This window comes from Thauera chlorobenzoica (assembly GCF_001922305.1).
GTDB classification, from domain to species: Bacteria; Pseudomonadota; Gammaproteobacteria; order Burkholderiales; family Rhodocyclaceae; genus Thauera; species Thauera chlorobenzoica.
Genome location: NZ_CP018839.1, coordinates 1,377,983 through 1,399,123, shown reverse-complemented (window position 1 = coordinate 1,399,123; position 21,141 = coordinate 1,377,983). Strand labels below are relative to the sequence as shown.

Here is a 21,141-nt window from a genome sequence, read left to right as displayed (position 1 = left end):
TTGTGCCCGGCTCGCGGTTTCAGCGCCCGACCGGTGCGGCAGCGTGGATCGTGATCGCCCCGTCCGTGGCGTGGACCACGCGCACCGGCAGGATGCGCGGCAGCAGCTCGAGCAGCTGGTCGGTGTTGGCGGCATCGAACACGCCCGAGACCGCCAGCGTGCCCAACGCTTCGTCGGCCAGGCGCAGCGGCGCGCTGCGATAACGCGCGAGCTCGGCGAGCGCTTCGCGCAGCGGCGTGCGCTCGAACACCAGCCGGCCGGCCTGCCAGGCCGCGGCCGTGCGCGGATCGACGTGTTCGGCGGCAGGCGCCTGGCCGGTAACGGCGGTCAGACGCTGGCCGGGCGTGAGCGGCGTCGCCACGCTGGTGGCCGTGCCGGCGAGTACCCGGCCTTCGAGCACCGTGACGCTGGCCGAGCGTGCATCGCGGCGCACGTCGAACACCGTGCCCAGCACGCGCACGTTGAGCGCGCCGGCCGCGACCTCGAAGGGGCGCACGACGGACGGCGCGACGTCGAACGATGCGCGCCCTCGTTCGAGCGTGCTGCGGCGGCTGCGCAGATGCCAGGACACATCGAGCGCGGTGTCGGTATCCAGCGTGATGCGGCTGCCGTCGGCCAGCACGACCACGCGCCGCTCGCCGACCGTGCTGGCGTGGTGCTCGCTGCGATAGGCCGGATCAAGCCACAGCACGCCGCCGAGCAGCACCAGCACGATCGCCGCGGCGGTCGTCTTGGGGCTGGGCGTGCCGCGCCGATTGGCGGTGGGACGCGGTGGCGGCAACGGAAAGCGCGCCTTGAGCGCCTCGCGCTCCTCGGCCAGGGCCTGCTCGAATGCGCGCTCGGGCGTGCGCGAACGCTCAGGCGGCGGCATCGAGCGTGTCGGCGAAGGCCTCGTCGAGCGCCTGGCGGCAGCGCGCCATGCCGATGCGCAGGTGCTTCTCGACGGTCTTGAGCGAAATCCCCAGGTGCGCGGCCACCTCGGCCTGGCGAAATTCGTGGATCTTGTGCATCACGAAGACGTCGCGGCAGCTCGGCGGCAGGTTTTCGATCGCGCACACCAGCACACGCAGATACTCCCGGCTCGCGCACAGCAGGGCCGGATCGCGGCCGTAGGGGGTGTCGTCGGCCACCTCCGGCAGCTCCGCCGCCGACTCCACCCACGCGCGGCGGCCGCGGTCGACGCGGTAGCGATCGATCGCCCGCCGCGAGGCGACCTCGCGCAGGAAAGCGAGCGGCACGCGGATCTCTCCGCGCGGCGGCGTTTCGATCAGTTCGACACAGACGTCGTGCACCACATCGTGCGCCTCACTGCGATCGCCGCCACGCCGGCCGATGTGCTGGCGCACGTGGGCGACCAGTTCGTCGTAGTGGCGGGTAATGGCAGCCAGCAGCGTGCGGACTCCGGCCCCGGCCGCGGGGCATTGCGAAGAAGTGGCGGCGAGAGGCAAGGCGGTGGGTCCAGTGCAGGTCGGGGCGGTCGAATCTCCAACGAATGATAATTATTACTATTGCTATGTGCAAACGCGGGGCGATGCCCTCGCTGCCTCAGCCCATGCAATTCAGATTGCCGCACCCCCCTCGAGCAGCTTCACCAGCGCATGCAGCGTGCGGTTGACCGGCGTCGCCACCTCCAGCGCCGCGCCGCGGCGAACCACGTAGCCGTTGAGGTGGTCGATCTCGCTCGGCTTGCCGCGTGCGAGGTCCTGCGCGGTGGATGAAGTCTGCGTCGGCATCGTGTGCGCGATCGCCTCGACCGCCGCCCACATCTCGCCCGGCACGCACACGCCGTCGCCCTGTGCCACCGCCAGGCACTCGGCCACCGCGTCGCGCATTACGTCCTTGATGCCCTCGCCCTGCACCAGCCGCCCGTAGGGCAGCTGGGTGATCGCGGAGAGCGCGTTGTAGGCGCAGTTGAGGATCAGCTTCGCCCACAGCGCACCGGCGACGTTGTCCGAGACCTCGACCGGCACGCCGGCGCCGCCGAACAGCGCGACCAGCTCGGCGGCGCCGGCCAGCGGGCCGATCACCAGCTCGCCGCGGCCATGGTGGCGCATGTGGCCGGGCCCGGCCATCTCGGTCGCGACATACACCACCGCCGGCCCGACCTCACGGCCGAGCCGCGCCTGCAGCCGGGCGGCGTTGTCGACGCCGTTCTGCAGGCTCAGCACGATCGCCTCCGGCGCCAGATGCGGCGCGATCTGCGCCGCGGCCGCCTCGGTGTCGGTCGACTTCACGCACACCAGCACCAGGCGCGCGCCGCGCACCGCCTCGGCCGCGGTACTCGCGCCGACCGGCACGTGTCCGGTGAAGGCGGCCATCTCCATCAACAGACCGTCGCGCCGCAGCGCCTCGACATGCTGGGCGCGCCCGATCAGCACCACCTCGTGGCCGGCACGCGCCAGCATCCCACCATAGAAGCAGCCGACCGCGCCGGCGCCCATCACTGCAATCTTCATATCCTCCGCCTCCACCAATCCGTACATTCGATCCGTCTGCGCCCGAAGCATATCGGCACCACGCCTGCGGTGCACATCGGGATCCGACTGAGCTAGACTAAGCCTTAGTCCACTCCAGCCGGAGTCAAGCATGCAGGTCGTCAACATCCATGAAGCCAAGACCCATCTGTCGCGCTTGCTCGAATCGATCGAGCGTGGCGAGGAAGTCGTCATTGCGCGTGCCGGCCGCCCCGTTGCCACGCTGACCGCCTATCGTCCGGTGCGCCGCAGGCTTGCTTCACCGGGGAGCATGAAAGGCCGTGACTGGCGGATGGCCGACGATTTCGATGCGCCGGTCGATGAGCTGTTTTCCTGCCTGCAAGAACCGGAAGGCGAAACCGGCATCCCGGGAACCGCCCGGTGAGGCTGCTGCTCGACACGCATTTCGCCTTCTGGTGGCAGACCGGCGACCCACGCATCACCGAGGAAGTCCGCGGCGTGGTGGAATCTGCCGACGAAGTCTTCGTCAGCAGCGTGTCGCTGTGGGAACTGACGATCAAGGCGGGCCTGGGCAAGGTCCGCATCGATTTGTCCACTTTCGCCGCACAGGTCGAAGCAATGGGCTTCACTTGGCTGCCGATCCGGAACGCCCACATCCTCGAGCTTTCCACCTTGCCGGCCGGCGACGACCATCGCGATCCCTTCGATCGCTTGCTGGTTGCCCAGTCGATGAGTGAGCCACTCATTCTCCTCACGGTGGACGGCAGGCTCGGGCGTTACGGAAGCACGGTCCGAGTCATCTGAACAGAGGCCGTCACTCCGCGGTCCTGAAGCTCTTTCGCCACTCGACCGGGGTTACACCGAATGCGTGCTTGAAGTGCTGCCGCAAGGACGCGGCAGTGCCAAAGCCGACCTGTTCGGCAATCGTTTCGATGGGTTGGGTGCCGACCTCCAGCAACTCCTGCGTGCGTCGCAGGCGCTCGGTCAGCACCCACTCCCCCACCGACATCCCCGTCGCCCTCTGGAAGTAACGGGTGAAGCTGCGGCGACTCATGTTCGCCCGTGCCGCCAAGGTGTCGAGCGAGTGACTGACGCTCAGGTTCTGCCGCAGGAAGTCCAACTGTTCGTTGATGCGGATATCCTGGGTGCTGGCAGGCACGGGCTTTTCGATGAACTGTGCTTGACCGCCTTCGCGATAGGTCGGCACCACCATGCGTCGGGCGATCTTGTTGGCGATGACGCTGCCGTAATGTTGGCGAACCAGGTAAAGGCAGCAGTCCACACCGGCTGCGGTGCCGGCGGACGTGATCAGGCGGTCCTCGTCGACGTAGAGCGCGTTGGTGTCCAGCCGCACCTGCGGAAAGCGCAGAAGAAAGTCCTGCTCGAACTCCCAGTGAGTGGAGGCGCGGCGTCCGTCAAGGAGACCCGCGTACGCCAGGACGTAAGTGCCCAGGCACAGACCGACCACCTGCGCGCCTCGTGCATGCGCGGCCCTCAACGCTTCAGCCAGTTCAGGAGGGGGCGCCAGAGCGGGATCGTCCCAGCCCGGCACAATCACGATGTCGGCCGCGGCCAAACCCTCGACGCCGGCCGCGGGACTAAGACTTAGCCCATGGACGGACCGGATCGGGCCAGGCTCGGCGGCACAGATCTCCAGCCGGAACAGGGCCTGCCCTGGCAGAACATCGCCGAAAATGATGCACGGCACGGACAGATGAAATGGGCTGAAGCCGGGATAGGCCACGACGGCTACCGCAGGGATCGTCATGCGCTCGGTCCTTCGAAGGTAGGCGCCGGGTGCCCCGCGCGGGGCACCCGAAAATCGCCCCGCCCCGGCGGATGGTCAGAAGACGTAGGACGCCCCATCCTCAGGGACGCGAACGCGCTGCGGGTTGATCTGCTTTTCGGCAATGTAGTCGCGCAATTCCCTGCGCGTCAGCATGCCGTGGTTGACCGCCTCCATGTGACTGGCAATCAGGATTGCCCGGGGCGCAAATTGACTGGCACGGTATACGTCCTCCTTGCCCATGATGATCGAGCCGTCGAAACCGAGCACCCGGGCATCGCCCGCGTTGAGCACGATGACGTCCGGCCGGTAGCCACGAATGGCCTCTTCGACGTGATTGTTCCAGACCGTGTCGCCCGCAACATAGACGGTCTTGTGGCCCGGGCGCTGGAAAACGACGCCGGATACCGTGCCGAGTATCTCGCCGAGCGGGCTTTGCATCATCGCATCGCTTCCGTGCTGGCCCGATGTCCTGCTCAGGCGGGTGCCTTCGAAGACGGTGTTTTCGCTGAGCACATGCACGTCCTCGAAGCCGTCCTTGCGGACCGCCTGGGCGTCCGCCTCGTTCTGCGTGAAGATCGGGATGTCCTTGGGCAAGTTGCGCTTCGCGGCCTCGTCCCAGTGATCCGGATGCAGGTGAGTCAGGATCACCGCGTCGGCTCGCATCACTTCGCCGACCGGCATCGGCAACTCGACCAGGGGATTGCGCAGATGGCTGTTGTACGTTCCCTCAAAGCCGGGATAGGCCCCCTTCTTCGCCAGCATCGGGTCGATCAGGAAGGTCGTCCCCGCGTAGTCCACCTTGATCGTGGCGTTACGGATCTGCTGGAACTTGACCGCCGAAGTCGGGGTAGCGGCTGTCGTATCGGCGGCGTTCCGGGTGGGTGCGCCGGTGCACGCCGCCAGCGAGAGAACGCCGGCAACGGCAGCGAGGTTGCGGAAAAGGGTGAGAAGCTTCATGGCAGTCCTTTGACGCGGCCCCGCACAGAGCGCGAGGACGGGATTCATATGGCGGAAGCGGCGGGGCATCCGGCCCGGATACCGGGTCCGGCTTCGAGAGCAGATTCTCCCGGCAAGCGGAGCCGGGGAAAACCGGCCCGCAGGACAAATAACGACAGGATCGGGCCAGCTTTATTGACGGCACCGGGTTCCCGCGCAATTCTGGCGTCAACGCTCCCCCCGTCCCAGGACTTGCCCAACGTGAAAAAACGCTCCCCCTCCCCCGCCGCAACAAACTGTCCCTGCGCCAGCGGCCGCCCGCTGGCCGACTGCTGCGGCCGCTACCACGCCGGCGAGGCGGTGCCCGACGCCGCGGCGCTGATGCGGTCGCGCTATACCGCTTACGTGCTCGGCAACGAAGCGTATCTGCTCGCCACCTGGCACGCGACGACGCGGCCGGCCCGCCTGGAACTCGACGCCGGGGACACGCCGCGGTGGCTGGGCCTCGAGCTGCGGGGTCACGAGACGAGCGGCGCGGACGCGGCGACGGTCGAGTTCGTGGCGCGCTACAAGGTCGGCGGACGCGCGCACCGGCTGCACGAAACAAGCCGCTTCGTGTGCGACGGCGAGCGCTGGTATTACGTGGACGGCGTGCTCCACGAAGCGCCGCCGAGCGGCGCGCAGACGCGGAGGCGGTGAAGCCGATCGCGGGGTCGAGCAACGCAGGTTAGACCAGCGGGGCCCCCGCCGCGCGGTGGTTGAAAGCCCCCGTCAGCAAGAAATGCTGCGCCTGCTCGAGGCAGGCCCGCGACACCAGCATCTGGCTGTGGGTGACCTTGAGCACGATGTGGTCGCGCGCGCCCGGCCAGTGCGTCTCGCTGACCGCGACCATGCCGTCGTTCGGCCTCGGCAGGCCGGGCAGCAGGCGTCCGCTGCCGAGCGGGCGGTTGCCGGCGATCGTGCCGATGTCGACCGCGCCATCCACCTGCGGCAGGGGACGCGCCAGCCACTGCGCCAGCCCGCGCCCGACCAGCCCGCGCAACAGCGGCAGGCGCAGCAGCACCGCCGCGCTGTGCGAACCCTGGCAGGGCGCGCCGAGCAGCACCGCGCGCGCCACCTGCGGCGGGCGCCGGCGGGCGAGCATGTCGAGCACGACCAGGCCGCCCAGGCTGTGGCCGAGCAGGTACACCGGCCCGTCCCCCATCGCGGCGACGAACTCGGCCAGCGCGTCGGCCGCCCCGTCCAGCGTCCCGCGCACCGAGCGATAGGAAAACGCATGGGTGCGCCAGCCCCGCTGCTGCAGACGCCGGCGCTGCAACGCGAACACCCAGCCGTGCATCCACAGCCCATGCACCAGCACGATGTCGCCCGGCGTCGTCATCGGCCCTCCTCCGGTCCGGCGCGCGGCACTCGGTGGCCTGTCCTCAGTTGCCTTTCATCTGACGCGCCACCAGCGCCGGGTTGTCGCCGCTGTAGGCGGCCTTGATCACCGCCCAGGCTTCCTCCGCGGTTTCGGCGTAGTGGAACAGCTCGACGTCCTGGGCGCTGATCACGCCGTGCTCGATGAGGACCTCGAAGTCGATCAGGCGCTGCCAGAAATCGCGCCCGATGAGCACGATCGGACGGCGGCGGATCTTGCGCGTCTGGGTCAGGGTCAGCACCTCGAACAGCTCGTCGAGGGTGCCGAAGCCGCCGGGAAAGCTCACCAGCGCCACCGCGCGCATCAGGAAGTGCATCTTGCGGATGGCGAAGTAGTGGAACTGGAAGCACAGCTCGGGGGTGATGTAGGGGTTGGGCGCCTCCTCGAAGGGCAGGAAGATGCTCATTCCCATGCTCCGCCCGCCGGCCTCGAAGGCGCCGCGGTTGCCCGCTTCCATGATCCCCGGCCCGCCGCCGGTGGCGACGATCACCGGCTCGCCGAGGGCCTCGGACTCGCGCGTCACCAGCTCGCCGAAGCGGCGCGCCTCCTCGTACCAGCGCGCATTGCTCACCATCTGCCGGGCGCGGCGGATGGCCTCCTCGTCGCCGCTCGCGACCGCGTCCGCGAGCAGCGCGGCGGCGACCTCGGGAGCCTTGAAGCGGGCGCTGCCGAACACCACCACGCTCGACTCCACCCCCTGCTCCTGCTGGATCAGCTCGGCCTTCAGCAGTTCGAGCTGGAGGCGCACCGGACGCAGCTCCTCGCGCAGCAGGAACTCGGTGTCGGTAAACGCCATGCGAAAGGCGCTGCCCGGGCCGTCGTAGCGGCCGTGGGGCTGGACCGCGCGCGCCTCGTCTTCGGCGGAGGGGAAGTTGCGGGCGCGGAGGTGGGGTTTTTCACTCATCGACAAAGGCTCTCGGTTGATTGCGGGGCGTGCATCATCGCATCCTCGCCCCGTTTTGCTACAGCAGTGCCACCGACTTGATCTGCGCCCACAGCGTGCGCCCCGGGCGCACCATCAGCTGCTCGCTCGAGCGCCGGGTGATGCGCGCGAGCAGCGGCGTGCCGCCGGCGTCCATGCGGATGAGGACATGGGCGGGGGTGTCGGCGCCGACGACCTCCTGCACCGTGACCGGCAGCAGGTTGAGGATGCTGCTGCCGTCGACGCGGTGGTCGGCGAGGCTGACGTCGCGCGCATGCACCCGGAAGCGCATCCGCTGCCCCGGCGCCACCCCCTGGCGGGCGACGAACACCGCGCCGCCGGGGAAGTCGAGCCGGGTCAGGTGGTAGTGGTCGTCGTGCTCGGCGACGATGCCGTCGATGACCACCCCCGCATCCTCGGTGAACGCGGTGGGCAGGTCGAGGCGCGCCATCGTCGCGTGCAGTTCGCCGGAGGCCATCACCCGGCCCTCGCCCAGCATCACCACATGGTCGGCGAGGCGCACCACCTCTTCAGGGGAGTGGCTGACATACAGCACCGGGATGTCGAGCTCGTCGTGCAGGCGTTCGAGGTAGGGCAGGATCTCCTGCTTGCGCCGCGCGTCGAGCGCCGCCAGCGGCTCGTCCATCAGCAGGATGCGCGGGCTGGTGAGCAGCGCGCGCGCCATTCCCACGCGCTGGCGCTCGCCGCCCGACAGGTGGGCGGGCATGCGTTCGAGGAGGGCGTCGATGCCGAGCAGGGCGGTGGCCTGGGCGAACGACACCCGGCGCGCGGCGGGCGGGATCCGGCGCAGGCCGAACTCGAGGTTGCGCCGCACCGACAGGTGGGGGAACAGGCTCGCCTCCTGGAACACGTAACCCAGCGCGCGGCGGTGGGTGGGCACGAACACGCCGCGCGCGCTGTCCTGCCAGCATTCGCCATTGACCGTCAGCCGCCCCTGCGCCGCCGGCTCCAGCCCGGCGACGCAGCGCAGCAGGGTGGTCTTGCCCGAACCCGAGTGGCCGAACAGCGCGCTCACCCCGCGCCCCGGCAGCACCAGGTCGACGTCGAGGGTGAACCCCGGGTAGGCGACCCGGAAGCGCGCCTCGATGCAGGCGTCGCTGCCCATCTCAGCTCCACCCCGGGCGGAGGCGCCGGCTCGAATACAGCAGCAGCAGCACGATGAAGGAAAACGCCACCATGCCGCCCGCCAGCCAGTGCGCCTGGGCGTACTCGAGGGCCTCGACGTGGTCGTAGATCTGCACCGAGACCACCCGCGTGCGCTCCGGAATGTTGCCGCCGATCATCAGCACCACGCCGAACTCGCCGACGGTGTGGGCGAAACCGAGCACCGCGGCGGTGACGAAACCGGGGCGGGCGAGCGGCAGGACGACGCTGAAGAAGCTGTCCCACGGCCCCGCGCGCAAGGTGGCGGCGACTTCCAGCGGGCGCCGCCCGACCGCGGCGAAGGCCTGGCGCAGCGGCTGGACGACGAAGGGCAGCGAATAGATCACCGAGCCCACCACCAGCCCGGCGAAGGTGAACGGCAGCGTGCCCAGGCCGAGCGCGGTGGTGAAGCGTCCGATCGGCCCCTCCGGCCCCATCGCCACCAGCAGGTAGAAGCCGAGCACGGTCGGCGGCAGCACCAGCGGCAGCGCCACCACCGCGTCGATCGGCGCCTTCCAGCGCGAAGGGGTGGTCGCCAGCCACCACGCCAGCGGAGTGCACAGCACCAGCAGGATCGCGGTGGACAGCGCGGCCAGCTCCAGCGTCAGGCGGATCGCGGCGAGGTCGGTGGCGTCGAGCATCGGCTCAGAAGCGGTAGCCGTAGCCGCCGATCAGCGCGCGCGCGGCGTCGCCGCGCAGATAGTCGAGGAGCGCGGCGGCGGCGGGGTTGTCCGCGCCGCGCTCGAGCAGCACCGCATCCTGGCGGATCGGGAGGTACAACTCGTCCGGCACCGGCCAGGCCGAGCCGCCGGCCAGCTTGCCGTCGGCCATCACCTGGGAGAGGGCGACGAAGCCGAGCTCGGCATTGCCCGAGGCGACGAACTGGTAGGTCTGGCCGATGTTCTCGCCGGTCACCAGGCGGGCGGCGAGCGCATCCCCGAGGCCGAGCGCCGCCAGCACCTGGGCGGCAGCCGCGCCATAGGGCGCGGTGCGCGGGTTGGCCACGGCAAGATGAGCGAAACCGCCGCGGCGCAGGATCGCCCCCTCGGCATCGACGTACTCCGCGCGCGGCGACCACAGCACCAGGCGGCCGATCGCATAGGTGAAGCGCGTCCCTGCCACCGCCCGCCCTTCCGCCTCGAGGCGCGCAGGAGTGGTCTCATCGGCCGCGAGCAGGACCTCGAACGGCGCGCCGTTGCGGATCTGGGCGTAGAACTTGCCCGTGGCGCCAGAGGCCAGGCGCGCGCGGTGGCCGGTGTCGCGCTCGAAGGCGGCGGCGATGCGCTGCATCGGCGCAAGGAAGTTGGAGGCCACCGCGACCTGCACTTCGGCCGCGTGCACCGGCACGGACAAGGGCAGGCAAATTGCGGCGAGGACGGCGGCGAGGAGGCGCAGGAGCATGGATTTCCTTCAGGAGCAGGCGGGGCGGGCCGGCAAGGGCAGCCCCGCTTTTACTTCACTCCCCACCACCGTGTAAAGCCGTCCGCACCCGCCATTCGTACTTACACCCGCACCCGCACCGCAGGCGGGCGCGGGCGCGGGCGCGGGCGCCGCCGCTCAGCCCACCGTATATCCGCCGTCGACGACGATCTCCTGGCCGTAGATGTTGCGCGCGTCGTCGGAGGCGAGAAACACCGAAGTCGCGGCGATGTCTTCCGGGCGGCCGAAGGCGCCCGGCAGCAGGCGCGCGGTGAGCTTGTGCGCGACGCTGTCGAGCACGTCCGCAGGCAGCCCGACCGTGCCCCACAGCGGCGTGCCGATCGGCCCCGGGGCGATCGCATTGACCCGGATGCCCTGCGGCGCGAGCTCGGCCGCGAGCGTCTGGGTGATCGATTTCAGCGCCGCCTTGCTGGCGCTGTAGATCGCCAGCCCGGGAAAGCCGACCTGGGTCAGGAAGGTGCTGATGAACTGCACCGAGCCGCCCTTGCGCAGATGCGGCAGCAGGCGGCGGACGGTCTCAACCGCGCCGAACAGGTTCACCGAGAACTGGGTGTCGAAGGCTTCGGGCGTGCTGTCCTCGAAGGATACGACCCGGGCGATGCCGGCATTCGGCACTACGATGTCGACGCCGCCGAACGCCTTCACCGCCTCGTCGGCGAGGCGCTGCAGGTCGGCGGGGCGGGTGACGTCGCCGGTGACGGCGAGCACCGCCCCCGGATGGGCGGCGGCGAGCGCCTCGAGCGCCGCCCGGTTGCGGGCGAAGGCCACCACCTTCGCCCCCGCGGCGACGTAGTGGTCGACGATCGCGCGCCCGATCCCGCTGCTTGCGCCGGTGATCACGGCAGTTTTTCCTTCCAGCCTGTGGTCCATGATGTGCTCCTTCAAAATGGGAAAATCGACCTCCGCCGAGGCAAGCTTTCGACCTGCACCCGCCCCGTATCGTGCCCTACGCCGGGCGCGGTTACAGCGTCTCTTCGGCAAGCACGACCGGCTCTGCCACCGACGCCGCGGCCGGATGGCCGAAGTGCAGCAGCAGCCCGGTGAGCACGACACCGCCGATCAGGTTGCCGACCGTGACCGGAAGCTGGTTCCACCACAGCCACTGGCCGACACCGATGTCGGCGCCGAGGGCGATCGCGGTCGGCACGACGAACATATTGACCACCGAATGCTCGAGCCCGAGCCCGAAAAACATCGAGATCGGCAGCCAGACCGCGGTGACCTTGCCGATCGACGAAGTCGAACCGAGGCCGAGCACGGTGCCCAGCGCCACCATCCAGTTGCACAGCACGCCGCTGACGAGCGCGGTGAACCAGCCGCTGGCGCCGGCGTGCTGGTAGGCCAGCGTCTTCGCTTCGGCGACCGCGACGATTCTCGCCCCGAGCGCGCCGGCGCTCTCGGTGAAGCCCTTGGTCAGGGCGAAGGTGAGCAGGCCGCCGACGAAGACGCTGCCGAGGAAGTTGGCCAGATAGACCCAGCTCCAGTTGCGCACCACCGCGCCGCGCCGGTTGCTGCCGCGCGCCAGGCCGAACGGCAGGACGGCGAAGTTGCCGGTGGCCAGTTCGAGCCCGAGGAGCACGATGATCGCCGAGCCGGCGGGAAACACCGCCGCCGACACCAGGGTGGCGACCCCTGCCGGCAGGCCCTCGGACACGGTAAAGGCGAAGGCCGTGGCGTAGGCGAACAGGGCACCGGAAAGAAAGCCTTTGAGCAGCATCCCGGCGATGCTCAGCGCGGCCTTGTTGCGGCTGGTCGCTGCGATCTCGTCCATCAGCCGGGAGGAAGAAAAATGGTCCATCGCGATTTCTCCGCGAACATCGTTTCAGTTTCGGGCGGCCGGGTGGCGCATACCGCCATTACCGGCCCGGCACCGGGCATCGCTTACATCATTCCATGATGCAAATTCCGTACCAATTTTGCAACTCACTGTTTTTGCTGAAAAACAAATTCATGCGGAGGGAACGCAACCGCCCGCCCCGGCGTTAACGTCCGCCATGAACGTTCAGCTTGCGTCCGCAATGAACGCCCGTTACACTGCGCCCACCGTCCCCGAAGGAAAAGCCCGATGTCCGATTTCCTGATGAGCAGCAGTTTTTTGAACACCCTGGAAGAAGGCGTGCTGCTGCTCGACGCCCAGCTCGGCATCCTCGCCAACAACGAGGCGGCGAGCACGATGCTCCAGCGCGAAGGCAGCGAGCTCGTCGGCCGCCCCTGTCCGTCGCTGTTCCCCGCGATGCCCTGCGCCCACCACTGCAGAACGAGCGGCCTGTGCACGCTCACCCCGGACGACGGCGAGGAACGCAAGATCCAGGACGTGCTGATCAAAAACGCCGACGGCCGCGAACGCGCCCTGCGGGTGTGGGCGATGCGGGTGCCGCACAACGCCGCCGGCGTGCATTGCACGATCATCCTGCGCGACTGCTCGCGCGAGCGCGAACTCGAAGCCGAAGTGCGCGAGCACTGGCAGCTCGGCGGCCTGACCGGGCGCAGCGTGCAGATGCAGGACCTCTACCAGAAGATCCTGCGCGCCGCGGCAAGCGATGCGAGCGTGCTGATCAGCGGCGAAAGCGGCGTCGGCAAGGAACTCGCCGCGCGCGCGCTGCACGACAATTCGCCGCGCGCGGGCGGCCCCTACGTCGCCGTCCACTGCGCCGCCCTGCCCGAGACGCTGCAGGAAACCGAGCTCTTCGGCCATTCGCGCGGCGCCTTCTCCGGCGCCCTGACGGCCCGCACCGGGCGCTTCGAGGCGGCCCACGGCGGCACCCTGTTCCTCGACGAAATCGGCGAGATCTCGCCCGCCACCCAGGTCAAGCTGCTGCGCGTGCTGCAGGAGCGCGAAATCGTGCGCGTGGGCGAAAACGAAGCGCGCAAGGTCGATGTGCGGATCATCGCCGCCACCCACCGCGACCTCAAGGCGATGATCGCCCAAGGCCTGTTCCGCGAGGATCTCTACTACCGCCTGTGCGTGCTGCCGCTGCACATTCCGGCGCTGCGCGAGCGGCGCGAGGACATCCCCCTGCTCGTCGGCAACATGCTGGCGACCCTGGCCGCCCGTTACGCCCGCCCCCCGCTGCGCCTGTCCCCGGAGGCGATGCGCCGGCTGGAGGCGTTCGACTGGCCCGGCAACGCCCGCCAGCTGTTCAACTGCCTCGAGTACGCGGTGGTGCAGTCCGATGGCGCCCTGATCCCGCCCGAAAGCCTGCCGCCGGAACTGGCCGAGCTCTCTGCCGCCGCCGCCCCCGCGGCGGACAACGCACCGATCCACGCCCCGCCCGCCAAACCCCTGACCCGCTATTACGCACCGCCACCGTCCGCGGACGAGGAGCGCGCCGCGATCCGCGACGCCCTCCGCGCCGCTGGCGGCAACAAGGCCGAAGCCGCACGCCGCCTCGGCATTTCGCGCACCACCCTGTGGAAGCGGCTGGCCCGCTACCCCGAACTCGATTCCGCGCGCTGAGCTGCTCGTTGCGGGTCGTTCCGGGTCGGTTGTTCCAGGCCGGCCGCAGCGCGCCGGAGCGGATCGCTCAGGCCGGCTGCCCGTCGGCGCAGCGCCCGGGAGCGGCGCACGGCGGACGCCGGCCGGCGAACAGCCCGCCGAGCCAGAGGGCGAACAGCAGCACCGCGAGCTCGATCATCCACCAGCCGACGCGCGCCTGCTCATCGACCAGGTAGGTGTTGCACACCCGCAGCGGGGCGGCGAGGTACAGCCAGCCGGTGAACCCGAGCATGCTGATCAGGTTGGTCCAGATGAAGCCCCGGCCGATCAGGCCGAGCCTCTCCCAGGCGAGCGCCAGGGGCAGGCCGACGAGCAGCGGCAGGCTCGAGAACTTGGCGAGCGCGGCGAGCGGATCGAGCACCGCCGCATCGAGCGCCCGCGGCAGCATCCAGTAAGTGGAAGCGAATGCGGCCGCGAGGAGGCAGGCGAGTGGCCCGCCCAGCGCCGCCCGCAACGCGGCCCGGCGCGGCGCCGGCAGCAGCAGGCCGGCGCCCGCCCCAAGTGCGGCCAGCAGCGGGATCTGGACCAGCATGTGGCCGACCATCGACGCTTCCAGCCAGGTGCGCGCCGGCGGCAGGGCGAGCGCCAGATAGATGGCGGCGAGCGCGAGCGCCGCCGGCTTGCGGGGAATGCGCCGCGGACTCACAGCCGGGCTCCGAGCGCGGCGACGAACGGCGCGACTGCGTCGAGGTCGCGGATCTCTTCGAGCCGGCCGTCGCGGCCGACGAGGTGGAGCGCGGCGTTGTGCTCGAAGCCGCCGAACGCATCGGGGATGACGACCACGCCGAACGCGGCGAGCAGCGCGCGCAGGCCGTCGGCGTCGGCCGGGCGCGCGATCCGCCAGTCCCCCCCGTCCGCGCCGAAGCGGCGGCCATAGTCGCGCAGGCGGGCGGGCTCGTCGTGCCCCGGGTCGAAGCTGATGCTCAGCAGCGCGAACTCGCGCCCGAGGGCGGCGGCCGGGACCTGCTCGCGGATCTGCCTGAACACCGTGCCCAGGCTGTAGCAGATCGTCTCGCAGCGGGTGTAGATGAACTCCACCGCGAGCAGCCGCCCGCGGTAGTCCTGCAGGGTGAACCGCCGGCCGTCCTGGTCTTCGAGGGCGACGGCCGGCAGCGGGCGCGGATTTTCCAGCACGCTCAGGCGGCGCGCCGCCTCGCTGGTGAAGGCAGTGAAGCCGTCGCTGCCCCACCACAGGGTGGTGGTCCCGAGTACGGCGACCGCCACCGCGGCAGCGAAATTCCGCGCCCCGGACTTCATGCCGCAACCACTCCGGCCGGCACGCTCGCCCGCATGTGGCTGCTGCCGGCATGGCCCAGGCGGGTCAGGAAGCGCAGCACGAAGACCAGCGCCGCAGCAACGATCAGCGCCGCAAACAACGAACCGACACGGTCGTACGGCACCCATTCGGGCAGATGCTCGGCGTAGCGGCGGGCGACGCTTTCCTTGCCCGAATAGAGGAAGGTCAGCGTGAACCCGAGCGAACCGACCAGGTAGGCCCAGTAGGCGAGGCGATCGAGGGCCGATTCGGCCGCCCCCACCCCATCCTTCGCCGGCTTGGTCAGGTAGTACATGAAGCCGAACAGCATCGACACCATGCCGAGCAGCAGGTAGGTGTGGAAATGCCCCGGCACCCACAGGGTGTTGTGCATCACGTAATTGACCCGGATCGTGCCGTCGATGAAGGCCGGCATCGCCCCCGCCGCCCACCCCAGCATCGACAGGAACAGCAGCCGCGTGCCCATGTCCCAGCGGATCCCCGAGCGGTACACGATCATCAGCGCGCCGTAGCCGGTCACCACCAGGATCGGCACCGTGTTCAGGTAGCCGATGATGTGGCCCATCACCAGCATCCACTTCGGGAAGGCGAAATCCATCAGCAGGTGGTGCGGGAAGATGAACATCACCATCAGCGTCGACGCCGTCCACGAGGCGAGGAAGACCTTGTTCGCCTTCCACGGCCGGCGCGTGTAGCGCGGCAGGATCTCGTACACCGCGATCACCGCCATGTAGATGGTGGCGTTGATGAAGACGTGGCCGAAGAAGTAGATCATGCCCTTCGCCAGCAGCGGATTGATGGCGAACTCGGGCGCGTACAGATTGACCAGCATCATCGCCAGGATGCTGGCGCCGACGACCAGGCCGACGACATTGACGATGGTCACCATCGCGCTCGCGACCACGGTCGGCGGCGGGGCGTTGCCGTCGTCGCGGCCGAACAGCTGGGGCCAGCCCAGGGCGCGGGCGAAGCTGCCGTAGCGGGCGATCAGCGCGCGCGCGATGTCGAGGTGGAAGAGCAGGAAGCCGGTGCCGATGACCAGCATCCCGGCGAGGAACAGCGCCGCCGCCCCGGTGCTCCACAAGCCCATCGAATGGCTCGGCAGCGGATACAGGAAGGTCCACGCGGCGTGGAAGTTGCCCAGGAAGACGCTGCCCAGGACCATCGCCACCCCGATCAGGAACAGCACCAGGTTGACCAGCAGCAGGCGCGCCGAGAGCGCGACGTAGTGGCCGAGGAAATGCCACATCACCGCCGCACCGCCGATGCCGGCAATCCCGACCATGCCGGCGCCATGGACGGTCATGAGCTGGTAGAACCAGTTCGGGCCGAGCTCGATCAGCTCCCCCTGCTCCATCCGCATCAACAGGCCGAACACCATCAGCAGCAGCAGGACCGCCGCCGCGGTGACCAGGTAGGCGAGCACGCCGGCCTTCGCGCCGTGGTCCGGCGCGGGATGATAGTTGTAGGCTGCCATCGCTCAGCTCCTTTCTTCGACGGTGAATTCGGCGAACATGTTGTGGTGGCCGAGGCCGCAGTACTCGAGGCACAGCACGCGGTAGGTGCCGGGCCGGGTAAAGGTGTGGCGCAAGGTGTTGGTGAGCCCGGGCATCGCCTGCACCTGGGCGACGATCTTCAGCTCTTCGTCGTAGATCGCGAAACCGTGGTTGATGTCGGCGCTGCGGACGCGGAACTCCACCGGGCGGCCGGCCTCGATGCGCTCCTCGCTCAGTTCCCAGCGCCACATGTAGGCGGTGGCGTCGACCACCTGGGCCTCGCCGCCGGCCTGCGCGGAGCGGACCGCGTCATACGGCAGGTCGCTCAGGGTGAGCACCATCGGCACCCCGAACACCGCCACCAGCCCCCAGAACAAGCGCGCCCGCAAACGGTAGGCGCGCTGTTGCAGCGGGGCGTAATTCTCTTCGCGCGCGCCGGAATTCAGCAGCGCGAACCCCCAGCCGAGGCCGACCACGGCCATCAGCGCCAGCGAGATGATCCAGACAATGTCTTGCAGCATGTTTTCTCCCCTTTCCTCGATTTCAGGCGTGGTCCCGCCACGCGCCCCGCTCGCCGCCCCGGTGGCGCCCGCCCGCCGGGCGGCGAGCGGAGTGCACCGATCCGGGCCGGCCTGGCGGGATCACGGGCCGGGTGGCGCATGGCGCCATCACCGGCCTGGCCCGGCACTCAGTGCCCGGGCGCATACATCGCCTCGAACACCTTCGCCGAGTCCGGCGTCGGGACGTATTCGTAGGCCTGGTAGCGGCCCTTGACGAGCACTGCCTGGCCCGGCTCGACGAAGTACTCGGCGATATCGTTGCCGTCGGGATTGCCTTCGGAAACCACGCCGTGGCCGGTGCGGACAAGCACTTTCAGGGTGGTCTGCCCCTGGTTGGTCAGTTCCACCAGGCGCTCGGCGCCGAGCGTGACGATCGCCTCGGAAGTCGCGATCTTGGCCTGGGCCGGCGCAACGGCGGCGAGGGCGAGGACGAGTGCGGGGATGGTCAGGAATTGCTTTTTCATTGTGAGCCTCTCTAAGTTTGTCGATAACCAGCACACCATGCGCTGCTTACATCATCCTTTGAGGCAAATTCCGTACCACTTTTGCAACTTGCTGTTTTTATTGGAAAACAAATTCTCAATGGAGAAATGCGGCCGTTAACTACGGCCTTGACGTCCATTATGGACGTTCAAATTTCGTCCACAATGAACGCTCGTTACGCTACGCCTACCGTCCCGGAAGAACGCTGTCCGATTGCCAGCGCACCCGCCCCTGGCCGGCCTCGTTCAGGCGCGCGACCAGCGCCGCTGCCGCATCCTCGGCCAGGCTGAAGCACAGCTCGACTTCGGCCCCGTGCGCCACCTCCAGCCCCTGCGCGCCGGCGGCGTCGAGCTCACGCCGCAGCAGGCCTTCGAGCGCATAGGGGATGGCGCAGCGCAGTGTCGCCAGGCGCACGATCGGCACCTTGGTCGCGCCGAGCAGGGCCTGCGCCACCGCGTCGGTATACGCGCGCACGAGGCCGCCCGCCCCCAGCTTGACTCCGCCGAAGTAGCGCACCACGGTGGCGAGCACGCCTTCGAGGTCCTGGTGGCGGAGCACGTCGAGCATCGGCCGCCCGGCGGTGCCGCTCGGCTCGCCGTCATCGACCGCCGCCGACTGGCCGCCGGCGAGCAGCGCCCAGCACACGTGGCGCGCGCCCGGATGCTGCGCCCACAGCGCGGCCACCACCTTCTGCGCCCCGGCGCGGTCGGCCATCGGCTGCACGCAGCCGATGAAGCGGCTTTTCTTGATGATCAGTTCGCTATGGACGGGGGCGGCGAGGGTGAGCGGCATGGGGCGGGATTCTAGCCCGCATTTCTCGCACCCTCACGACTCGCCCCCGTGATGCGGCTTTTTGTGTCCAGCCCATCCGTTACCGCGTGGAGGCGGATCCTGGAACGGCTCTCAAAGGGCTGGCGGGATAGGTTCGATGATCCGATCGCAGGGAACGTCACGTCATCTCATCGCCACGTATGTTCCAGGCGCATCATCAAGCGCAACGTAAGCATTTGGGATGCCGTCCGTAACGGGGGGGGCAACGCGCCCGGATGAGCGTCGTGCCAGCCATTCCTGCCAGGCTGGCCACCAGGATCCCTCACGCAGCTGGGTCTTGGCGCGCCACCGCTGTGGATCGACATAACGTGCCCCCGCAGCGCGAGTGGCGATCTGGAAACTGCGGCGCGGGTGGCCCGGCTCGCTCACCACGCCGGCGTTGTGTCCGCCGCGGGTGAGCACGAAAGTCAGCTCCGTATCGTTGAGCAGGTGCATCTTATACACCGATTGCCAGGGGGCTACGTGGTCACGCACCGTGCCGACGATCAACATCGGAACGTCGATGTCGGCAAGCACCACCGGCCTTCCGCCAACGTGGTAGCGCCCCTCGGCCAGGTCATTGCCCAGATACAAGCGCCGGAGATACTCACCGTGCATGCGATACGGCATGCGGGTAGCATCCGCGTTCCATGCCATCAGATCATTAAATGTCTGCCGCTCGCCGAGCAGATACTCGCGCACCCGCCGTGACCAGATCAGATCACGTGAGTTGAGCATTTGGAACGCGCCGGCCATCTGGTTGCCGTCAAGATAACCCTTATCCCACATTCCAGCTTCGAGCCATGCGAGCTGGCTCTCGTCGATAAAAAGCGCGATTTCACCCGATTCTCGAAAATCCACCTCTGCTGCCAGCAGTGTCAGGCTTTGCAGCCGCTCGTCGCCATCCCGCGCCATCGCTGCGGCGGCGATCGACAGCAGGGTTCCACCCAAGCAATAACCGACCGCTTGCACCTTACGCCCGGGAACGATCGCCGTTACCGCGTCCAGTGCGTCCATGATCCCCAGTGACCGGTAGTCGTCCAGGCCGAGATCCCGATCGGCCGCCGTCGGGTTCTTCCAGGAAACGATGAAGACGGTGTGCCCCTGTTCGACCAAGTACTTCACCATCGAGTTGTGTGGCGACAAGTCAAGGATGTAGTACTTCATGATCCAGGAGGGCACGATAAGGATCGGCTCTGCATGCACCTCGGGCGTCGTGGGGGTGTACTGGATCAATTCGATCAGGCGATTGCGGAACATCACCGTGCCGGGGGTAACCGCTACGTCCTTGCCGACCACGAACCCTTCAGCCCCGGCCGGGGCATCGTCAAGGGCTAGACGCCGCGCATCATCGAAGAAGTTCATGGCACCGCGCCATAAGTTGGCGCCACCGCTCGCCGCAACGGCGTGCAGCACCTCGGGATTGCTCCACATGAAATTGGCCGGCGACCACATGTCCAGCCACTGCCGCCCGGCGAATGTGACCATGTTCTCATGATGAAGAGATACGCCGCGCACGCCGCTTGTAGCGTTATGCCACCATTGCTGCTGTAGCAGAAAGCCCTGATGAATCACGTTGAAGGGCCAGTGTTGCCAAGCGGGGTCGGCAAAACGCCGGTCCTGCTCAAGCGGCTCAATACACGTTGGACAGGTACGCGCACTTGCTGCGCGCAAGGCATAGCGTGTGAAGCGCTGCTGCTTCTGCAGCGCTTTTTCCAGCAAGCTGCGCTGCTTACCCGGCGACAGAAGCAGATGCAACGCCCAGTCGTACCAAGCAAGCAAGGCCGCGGCCGGCGACAGCCCGCCGGTACCGCGTGCCCGCAACGCGTTCGCGAGCACATCCAAGGCATCGGGAGGGCTACTTTCAGGCGGCACCGGCGCAAATTCGTCGATTGTGGTGGCAACAGGTTTCATCTCTACATCGCCCATTGAGAAAGTGAGTTATTACTAGCCTATCGCATGCAGAAAAATGCGCAACCCTCACTGGTAAAGAGGCTATGTCCTCGCAGCGACGTTTCGGTGCTTGGTTCCTGGCTGACGATGGAAATATCCCTGACGCACAAGCCAGGGCGCCTCAGGCCACCGGCCTCCCGTTAAAGCCGACCAACGATTTCTTGCCGCCAAGGTCAGGCGACGTTCTGTAGCGATCGATCAGATGTCCCTCTTCCACATGGATCATTTTGCGTGCTACGATAGTAACAAATCACTTACTTTATGGAGATCCAGACAGTGACTGAACGGCCCCAATATCTGCCCGCCGAAGAGCGGCGAGCCGCCACGGTACAGGCCGTTGTTGACTTGGCTGCAGAACAGAATCCTGCGGAAATCACGACCACGGCGATTGCCGATCGGATGGGCTTGACGCAGGGTGCGCTGTTTCGTCATTTCCCGACCAAGGACGCAATCCTCGAAGCAACTATGTCTTGGGTCGGCGAGCGCCTGCTGGCCCGCATCGACAAGGCGGCCGATAGCGCTGCGTCCCCTGTGGCAGCGCTCGAAGCCATGTTCATGGCACATATCGATTTCGTCGCCAAACATCCTGGCGTGCCACGCATGATGTTCGGGGAGTTGCAGCGCTCCGGTGAGACCCTCGCCAGGCGGATGGTGCAAACCTTGATTCGTCAGTATGAGCAGCGGCTGCACCGTCTGATGGAAGCCGGCAAGACGCAGGGGGAGTTGGATGCCGATCTGAACGTGGATGCCGCTGCCGTGTTGTTCATCGGCACCATCCAGGGTCTGGTAATGCAATCGCTCCTGGCGGGCACGGTTCGTCAGATCCGCCGTGACGCACCAGCGGTGTTTGCCATTTATCGCCGTGGGATTGGAGCAGATCGATGAGAACTGCCTGCATCCATGCGTTCGGCGTGGCAACGTCGAACCAGAGCACCACCACACCCATATCGACTCGCCGCAT

General features: G+C 68.0%; 24 protein-coding genes. 5 read left to right on the top strand and 19 right to left on the bottom strand.

Features of this window, described 5'->3' with window-relative positions; translation table 11 throughout:
• Nucleotides 1-19: 19 nt before the first annotated feature.
• The 3 genes from Tchl_RS06645 to Tchl_RS06635 all read right to left on the bottom strand — a co-directional run bounded on the left by Tchl_RS06645 (nucleotide 20) and on the right by Tchl_RS06635 (nucleotide 2,456).
• Nucleotides 20-871 (bottom strand): FecR family protein, encoded by an 852-nt coding sequence (locus Tchl_RS06645; protein WP_075147703.1) that lies wholly within the window; start codon nucleotides 869-871, stop codon nucleotides 20-22.
• Complete coding sequence (locus Tchl_RS06640) at nucleotides 858-1,448, bottom strand: RNA polymerase sigma factor (RefSeq protein ID WP_075147702.1); 591 nt, start codon at nucleotides 1,446-1,448, stop codon at nucleotides 858-860. The genes Tchl_RS06645 and Tchl_RS06640 overlap by 14 nt, the downstream gene beginning before the upstream one ends.
• Before the next feature lie 111 nt (nucleotides 1,449-1,559).
• The gene (locus Tchl_RS06635) at nucleotides 1,560-2,456 is read right to left on the bottom strand and encodes a ketopantoate reductase family protein (RefSeq protein WP_075147701.1); all 897 of its coding nucleotides are present in this window, start codon (nucleotides 2,454-2,456) and stop codon (nucleotides 1,560-1,562) included.
• Nucleotides 2,457-2,586: 130 nt separating this feature from the next.
• Between Tchl_RS06635 and Tchl_RS06630 the strand changes: the two genes are divergently transcribed.
• The gene (locus tag Tchl_RS06630; protein ID WP_075147700.1) at nucleotides 2,587-2,859 is read left to right on the top strand and encodes a type II toxin-antitoxin system Phd/YefM family antitoxin; all 273 of its coding nucleotides are present in this window, start codon (nucleotides 2,587-2,589) and stop codon (nucleotides 2,857-2,859) included.
• The gene (locus Tchl_RS06625) at nucleotides 2,856-3,239 is read left to right on the top strand and encodes a type II toxin-antitoxin system VapC family toxin (protein ID WP_075147699.1); all 384 of its coding nucleotides are present in this window, start codon (nucleotides 2,856-2,858) and stop codon (nucleotides 3,237-3,239) included. The genes Tchl_RS06630 and Tchl_RS06625 overlap by 4 nt, the downstream gene beginning before the upstream one ends.
• Nucleotides 3,240-3,249: 10 nt before the next feature.
• Here Tchl_RS06625 and Tchl_RS06620 read toward each other — a convergent pair whose 3' ends face one another.
• Together Tchl_RS06620 and Tchl_RS06615 are read right to left on the bottom strand one after the other, a co-directional pair.
• The gene (locus Tchl_RS06620) at nucleotides 3,250-4,203 is read right to left on the bottom strand and encodes a GlxA family transcriptional regulator (protein ID WP_075147698.1); all 954 of its coding nucleotides are present in this window, start codon (nucleotides 4,201-4,203) and stop codon (nucleotides 3,250-3,252) included.
• A gap of 75 nt (nucleotides 4,204-4,278) precedes the next feature.
• Nucleotides 4,279-5,229: an MBL fold metallo-hydrolase gene (locus Tchl_RS06615; protein WP_232311678.1), complete on the bottom strand. Its 951-nt coding sequence runs from the start codon at nucleotides 5,227-5,229 to the stop codon at nucleotides 4,279-4,281.
• 192 nt (nucleotides 5,230-5,421) lie between these two features.
• On the opposite strand from Tchl_RS06615, the gene Tchl_RS06610 reads away from it, so the two are divergent.
• Entirely contained in the window at nucleotides 5,422-5,859 is a 438-nt protein-coding gene (locus Tchl_RS06610) for a YchJ family protein (RefSeq protein ID WP_075147696.1), read from the top strand.
• Nucleotides 5,860-5,887: 28 nt separating this feature from the next.
• Here the strand turns inward: Tchl_RS06610 and Tchl_RS06605 are convergent, their stop codons facing one another.
• From Tchl_RS06605 to Tchl_RS06575, 7 genes are all read right to left on the bottom strand, one after another.
• Nucleotides 5,888-6,541 (bottom strand): esterase/lipase family protein, encoded by a 654-nt coding sequence (locus tag Tchl_RS06605; protein ID WP_075147695.1) that lies wholly within the window; start codon nucleotides 6,539-6,541, stop codon nucleotides 5,888-5,890.
• 43 nt (nucleotides 6,542-6,584) lie between these two features.
• On the bottom strand, nucleotides 6,585-7,484 hold the full coding sequence (locus Tchl_RS06600) for an LOG family protein (protein WP_075147694.1): 900 nt from the start codon (nucleotides 7,482-7,484) through the stop codon (nucleotides 6,585-6,587).
• A 58-nt stretch (nucleotides 7,485-7,542) separates the two neighbouring features.
• Entirely contained in the window at nucleotides 7,543-8,628 is a 1,086-nt protein-coding gene (gene modC / locus Tchl_RS06595; protein WP_075147693.1) for a molybdenum ABC transporter ATP-binding protein, read from the bottom strand.
• A 1-nt stretch (nucleotide 8,629) separates the two neighbouring features.
• On the bottom strand, nucleotides 8,630-9,307 hold the full coding sequence (modB, locus tag Tchl_RS06590; RefSeq protein ID WP_075147692.1) for a molybdate ABC transporter permease subunit: 678 nt from the start codon (nucleotides 9,305-9,307) through the stop codon (nucleotides 8,630-8,632).
• 4 nt (nucleotides 9,308-9,311) lie between these two features.
• Entirely contained in the window at nucleotides 9,312-10,067 is a 756-nt protein-coding gene (modA, locus tag Tchl_RS06585) for a molybdate ABC transporter substrate-binding protein (RefSeq protein ID WP_075147691.1), read from the bottom strand.
• A 156-nt stretch (nucleotides 10,068-10,223) separates the two neighbouring features.
• Nucleotides 10,224-10,976, bottom strand: coding sequence for an SDR family NAD(P)-dependent oxidoreductase (locus tag Tchl_RS06580; RefSeq protein ID WP_075147690.1), 753 nt, complete (start codon nucleotides 10,974-10,976; stop codon nucleotides 10,224-10,226).
• A gap of 91 nt (nucleotides 10,977-11,067) precedes the next feature.
• Nucleotides 11,068-11,904, bottom strand: a complete 837-nt coding sequence (locus tag Tchl_RS06575) for a formate/nitrite transporter family protein (RefSeq protein ID WP_075147689.1) — start codon at nucleotides 11,902-11,904, stop codon at nucleotides 11,068-11,070.
• 267 nt (nucleotides 11,905-12,171) lie between these two features.
• On the opposite strand from Tchl_RS06575, the gene Tchl_RS06570 reads away from it, so the two are divergent.
• A complete protein-coding gene (locus Tchl_RS06570; RefSeq protein WP_075147688.1) occupies nucleotides 12,172-13,563 on the top strand; it encodes a sigma-54 interaction domain-containing protein in 1,392 nt (463 codons plus the stop codon).
• Nucleotides 13,564-13,630: 67 nt separating this feature from the next.
• On the opposite strand, the gene Tchl_RS06565 is transcribed toward Tchl_RS06570, so the two are convergent.
• The 7 genes from Tchl_RS06565 to Tchl_RS06535 all read right to left on the bottom strand — a co-directional run bounded on the left by Tchl_RS06565 (nucleotide 13,631) and on the right by Tchl_RS06535 (nucleotide 20,141).
• A complete protein-coding gene (locus Tchl_RS06565; RefSeq protein ID WP_232311677.1) occupies nucleotides 13,631-14,248 on the bottom strand; it encodes a hypothetical protein in 618 nt (205 codons plus the stop codon).
• Nucleotides 14,245-14,859: an SCO family protein gene (locus Tchl_RS06560; protein ID WP_075147687.1), complete on the bottom strand. Its 615-nt coding sequence runs from the start codon at nucleotides 14,857-14,859 to the stop codon at nucleotides 14,245-14,247. The genes Tchl_RS06565 and Tchl_RS06560 overlap by 4 nt, the downstream gene beginning before the upstream one ends.
• Nucleotides 14,856-16,355 carry a cbb3-type cytochrome c oxidase subunit I gene (locus Tchl_RS06555; RefSeq protein ID WP_075147686.1) on the bottom strand — a complete coding sequence of 500 codons (1,500 nt, stop codon included), beginning with the start codon at nucleotides 16,353-16,355 and terminating at the stop codon, nucleotides 14,856-14,858. The genes Tchl_RS06560 and Tchl_RS06555 overlap by 4 nt, the downstream gene beginning before the upstream one ends.
• A 3-nt stretch (nucleotides 16,356-16,358) precedes the next feature.
• Nucleotides 16,359-16,895, bottom strand: a complete 537-nt coding sequence (locus Tchl_RS06550) for a cupredoxin domain-containing protein (RefSeq protein WP_075147685.1) — start codon at nucleotides 16,893-16,895, stop codon at nucleotides 16,359-16,361.
• 167 nt (nucleotides 16,896-17,062) lie between these two features.
• Entirely contained in the window at nucleotides 17,063-17,398 is a 336-nt protein-coding gene (locus Tchl_RS06545) for a hypothetical protein (RefSeq protein WP_075147684.1), read from the bottom strand.
• Between the two features lie 205 nt (nucleotides 17,399-17,603).
• Complete coding sequence (locus Tchl_RS06540) at nucleotides 17,604-18,209, bottom strand: IMPACT family protein (protein WP_075147683.1); 606 nt, start codon at nucleotides 18,207-18,209, stop codon at nucleotides 17,604-17,606.
• 162 nt (nucleotides 18,210-18,371) lie between these two features.
• Nucleotides 18,372-20,141, bottom strand: a complete 1,770-nt coding sequence (locus tag Tchl_RS06535; protein WP_075149618.1) for a PHA/PHB synthase family protein — start codon at nucleotides 20,139-20,141, stop codon at nucleotides 18,372-18,374.
• Nucleotides 20,142-20,441: 300 nt separating this feature from the next.
• Between Tchl_RS06535 and Tchl_RS06530 the strand changes: the two genes are divergently transcribed.
• A complete protein-coding gene (locus Tchl_RS06530) occupies nucleotides 20,442-21,065 on the top strand; it encodes a TetR/AcrR family transcriptional regulator (RefSeq protein ID WP_408646122.1) in 624 nt (207 codons plus the stop codon).
• Nucleotides 21,066-21,141: the final 76 nt, after the last annotated feature.

Bases quoted from the DNA above. Each gene is read 5' to 3' on its own strand.
- Tchl_RS06550 (WP_075147685.1), bottom strand. From the start codon at position 16,895: ATGCTGCAAGACATTGTCTGGATCATCTCGCTGGCGCTGATGGCCGTG.
- Tchl_RS06605 (WP_075147695.1), bottom strand. From the start codon at position 6,541: ATGACGACGCCGGGCGACATCGTGCTGGTGCATGGGCTGTGGATGCAC.
- Tchl_RS06630 (WP_075147700.1), top strand. From the start codon at position 2,587: ATGCAGGTCGTCAACATCCATGAAGCCAAGACCCATCTGTCGCGCTTG.
- Tchl_RS06545 (WP_075147684.1), bottom strand. From the start codon at position 17,398: ATGAAAAAGCAATTCCTGACCATCCCCGCACTCGTCCTCGCCCTCGCC.
- Tchl_RS06600 (WP_075147694.1), bottom strand. From the start codon at position 7,484: ATGAGTGAAAAACCCCACCTCCGCGCCCGCAACTTCCCCTCCGCCGAA.
- Tchl_RS06540 (WP_075147683.1), bottom strand. From the start codon at position 18,209: ATGCCGCTCACCCTCGCCGCCCCCGTCCATAGCGAACTGATCATCAAG.
- Tchl_RS06620 (WP_075147698.1), bottom strand. From the start codon at position 4,203: ATGACGATCCCTGCGGTAGCCGTCGTGGCCTATCCCGGCTTCAGCCCA.
- modC (WP_075147693.1), bottom strand. From the start codon at position 8,628: ATGGGCAGCGACGCCTGCATCGAGGCGCGCTTCCGGGTCGCCTACCCG.
- Tchl_RS06615 (WP_232311678.1), bottom strand. From the start codon at position 5,229: ATGAATCCCGTCCTCGCGCTCTGTGCGGGGCCGCGTCAAAGGACTGCC.
- Tchl_RS06570 (WP_075147688.1), top strand. From the start codon at position 12,172: ATGTCCGATTTCCTGATGAGCAGCAGTTTTTTGAACACCCTGGAAGAA.
- modA (WP_075147691.1), bottom strand. From the start codon at position 10,067: ATGCTCCTGCGCCTCCTCGCCGCCGTCCTCGCCGCAATTTGCCTGCCC.
- Tchl_RS06580 (WP_075147690.1), bottom strand. From the start codon at position 10,976: ATGGACCACAGGCTGGAAGGAAAAACTGCCGTGATCACCGGCGCAAGC.
- Tchl_RS06635 (WP_075147701.1), bottom strand. From the start codon at position 2,456: ATGAAGATTGCAGTGATGGGCGCCGGCGCGGTCGGCTGCTTCTATGGT.
- Tchl_RS06575 (WP_075147689.1), bottom strand. From the start codon at position 11,904: ATGGACCATTTTTCTTCCTCCCGGCTGATGGACGAGATCGCAGCGACC.
- modB (WP_075147692.1), bottom strand. From the start codon at position 9,307: ATGCTCGACGCCACCGACCTCGCCGCGATCCGCCTGACGCTGGAGCTG.
- Tchl_RS06535 (WP_075149618.1), bottom strand. From the start codon at position 20,141: ATGAAACCTGTTGCCACCACAATCGACGAATTTGCGCCGGTGCCGCCT.
- Tchl_RS06560 (WP_075147687.1), bottom strand. From the start codon at position 14,859: ATGAAGTCCGGGGCGCGGAATTTCGCTGCCGCGGTGGCGGTCGCCGTA.
- Tchl_RS06530 (WP_408646122.1), top strand. From the start codon at position 20,442: ATGGAGATCCAGACAGTGACTGAACGGCCCCAATATCTGCCCGCCGAA.
- Tchl_RS06555 (WP_075147686.1), bottom strand. From the start codon at position 16,355: ATGGCAGCCTACAACTATCATCCCGCGCCGGACCACGGCGCGAAGGCC.
- Tchl_RS06645 (WP_075147703.1), bottom strand. From the start codon at position 871: ATGCCGCCGCCTGAGCGTTCGCGCACGCCCGAGCGCGCATTCGAGCAG.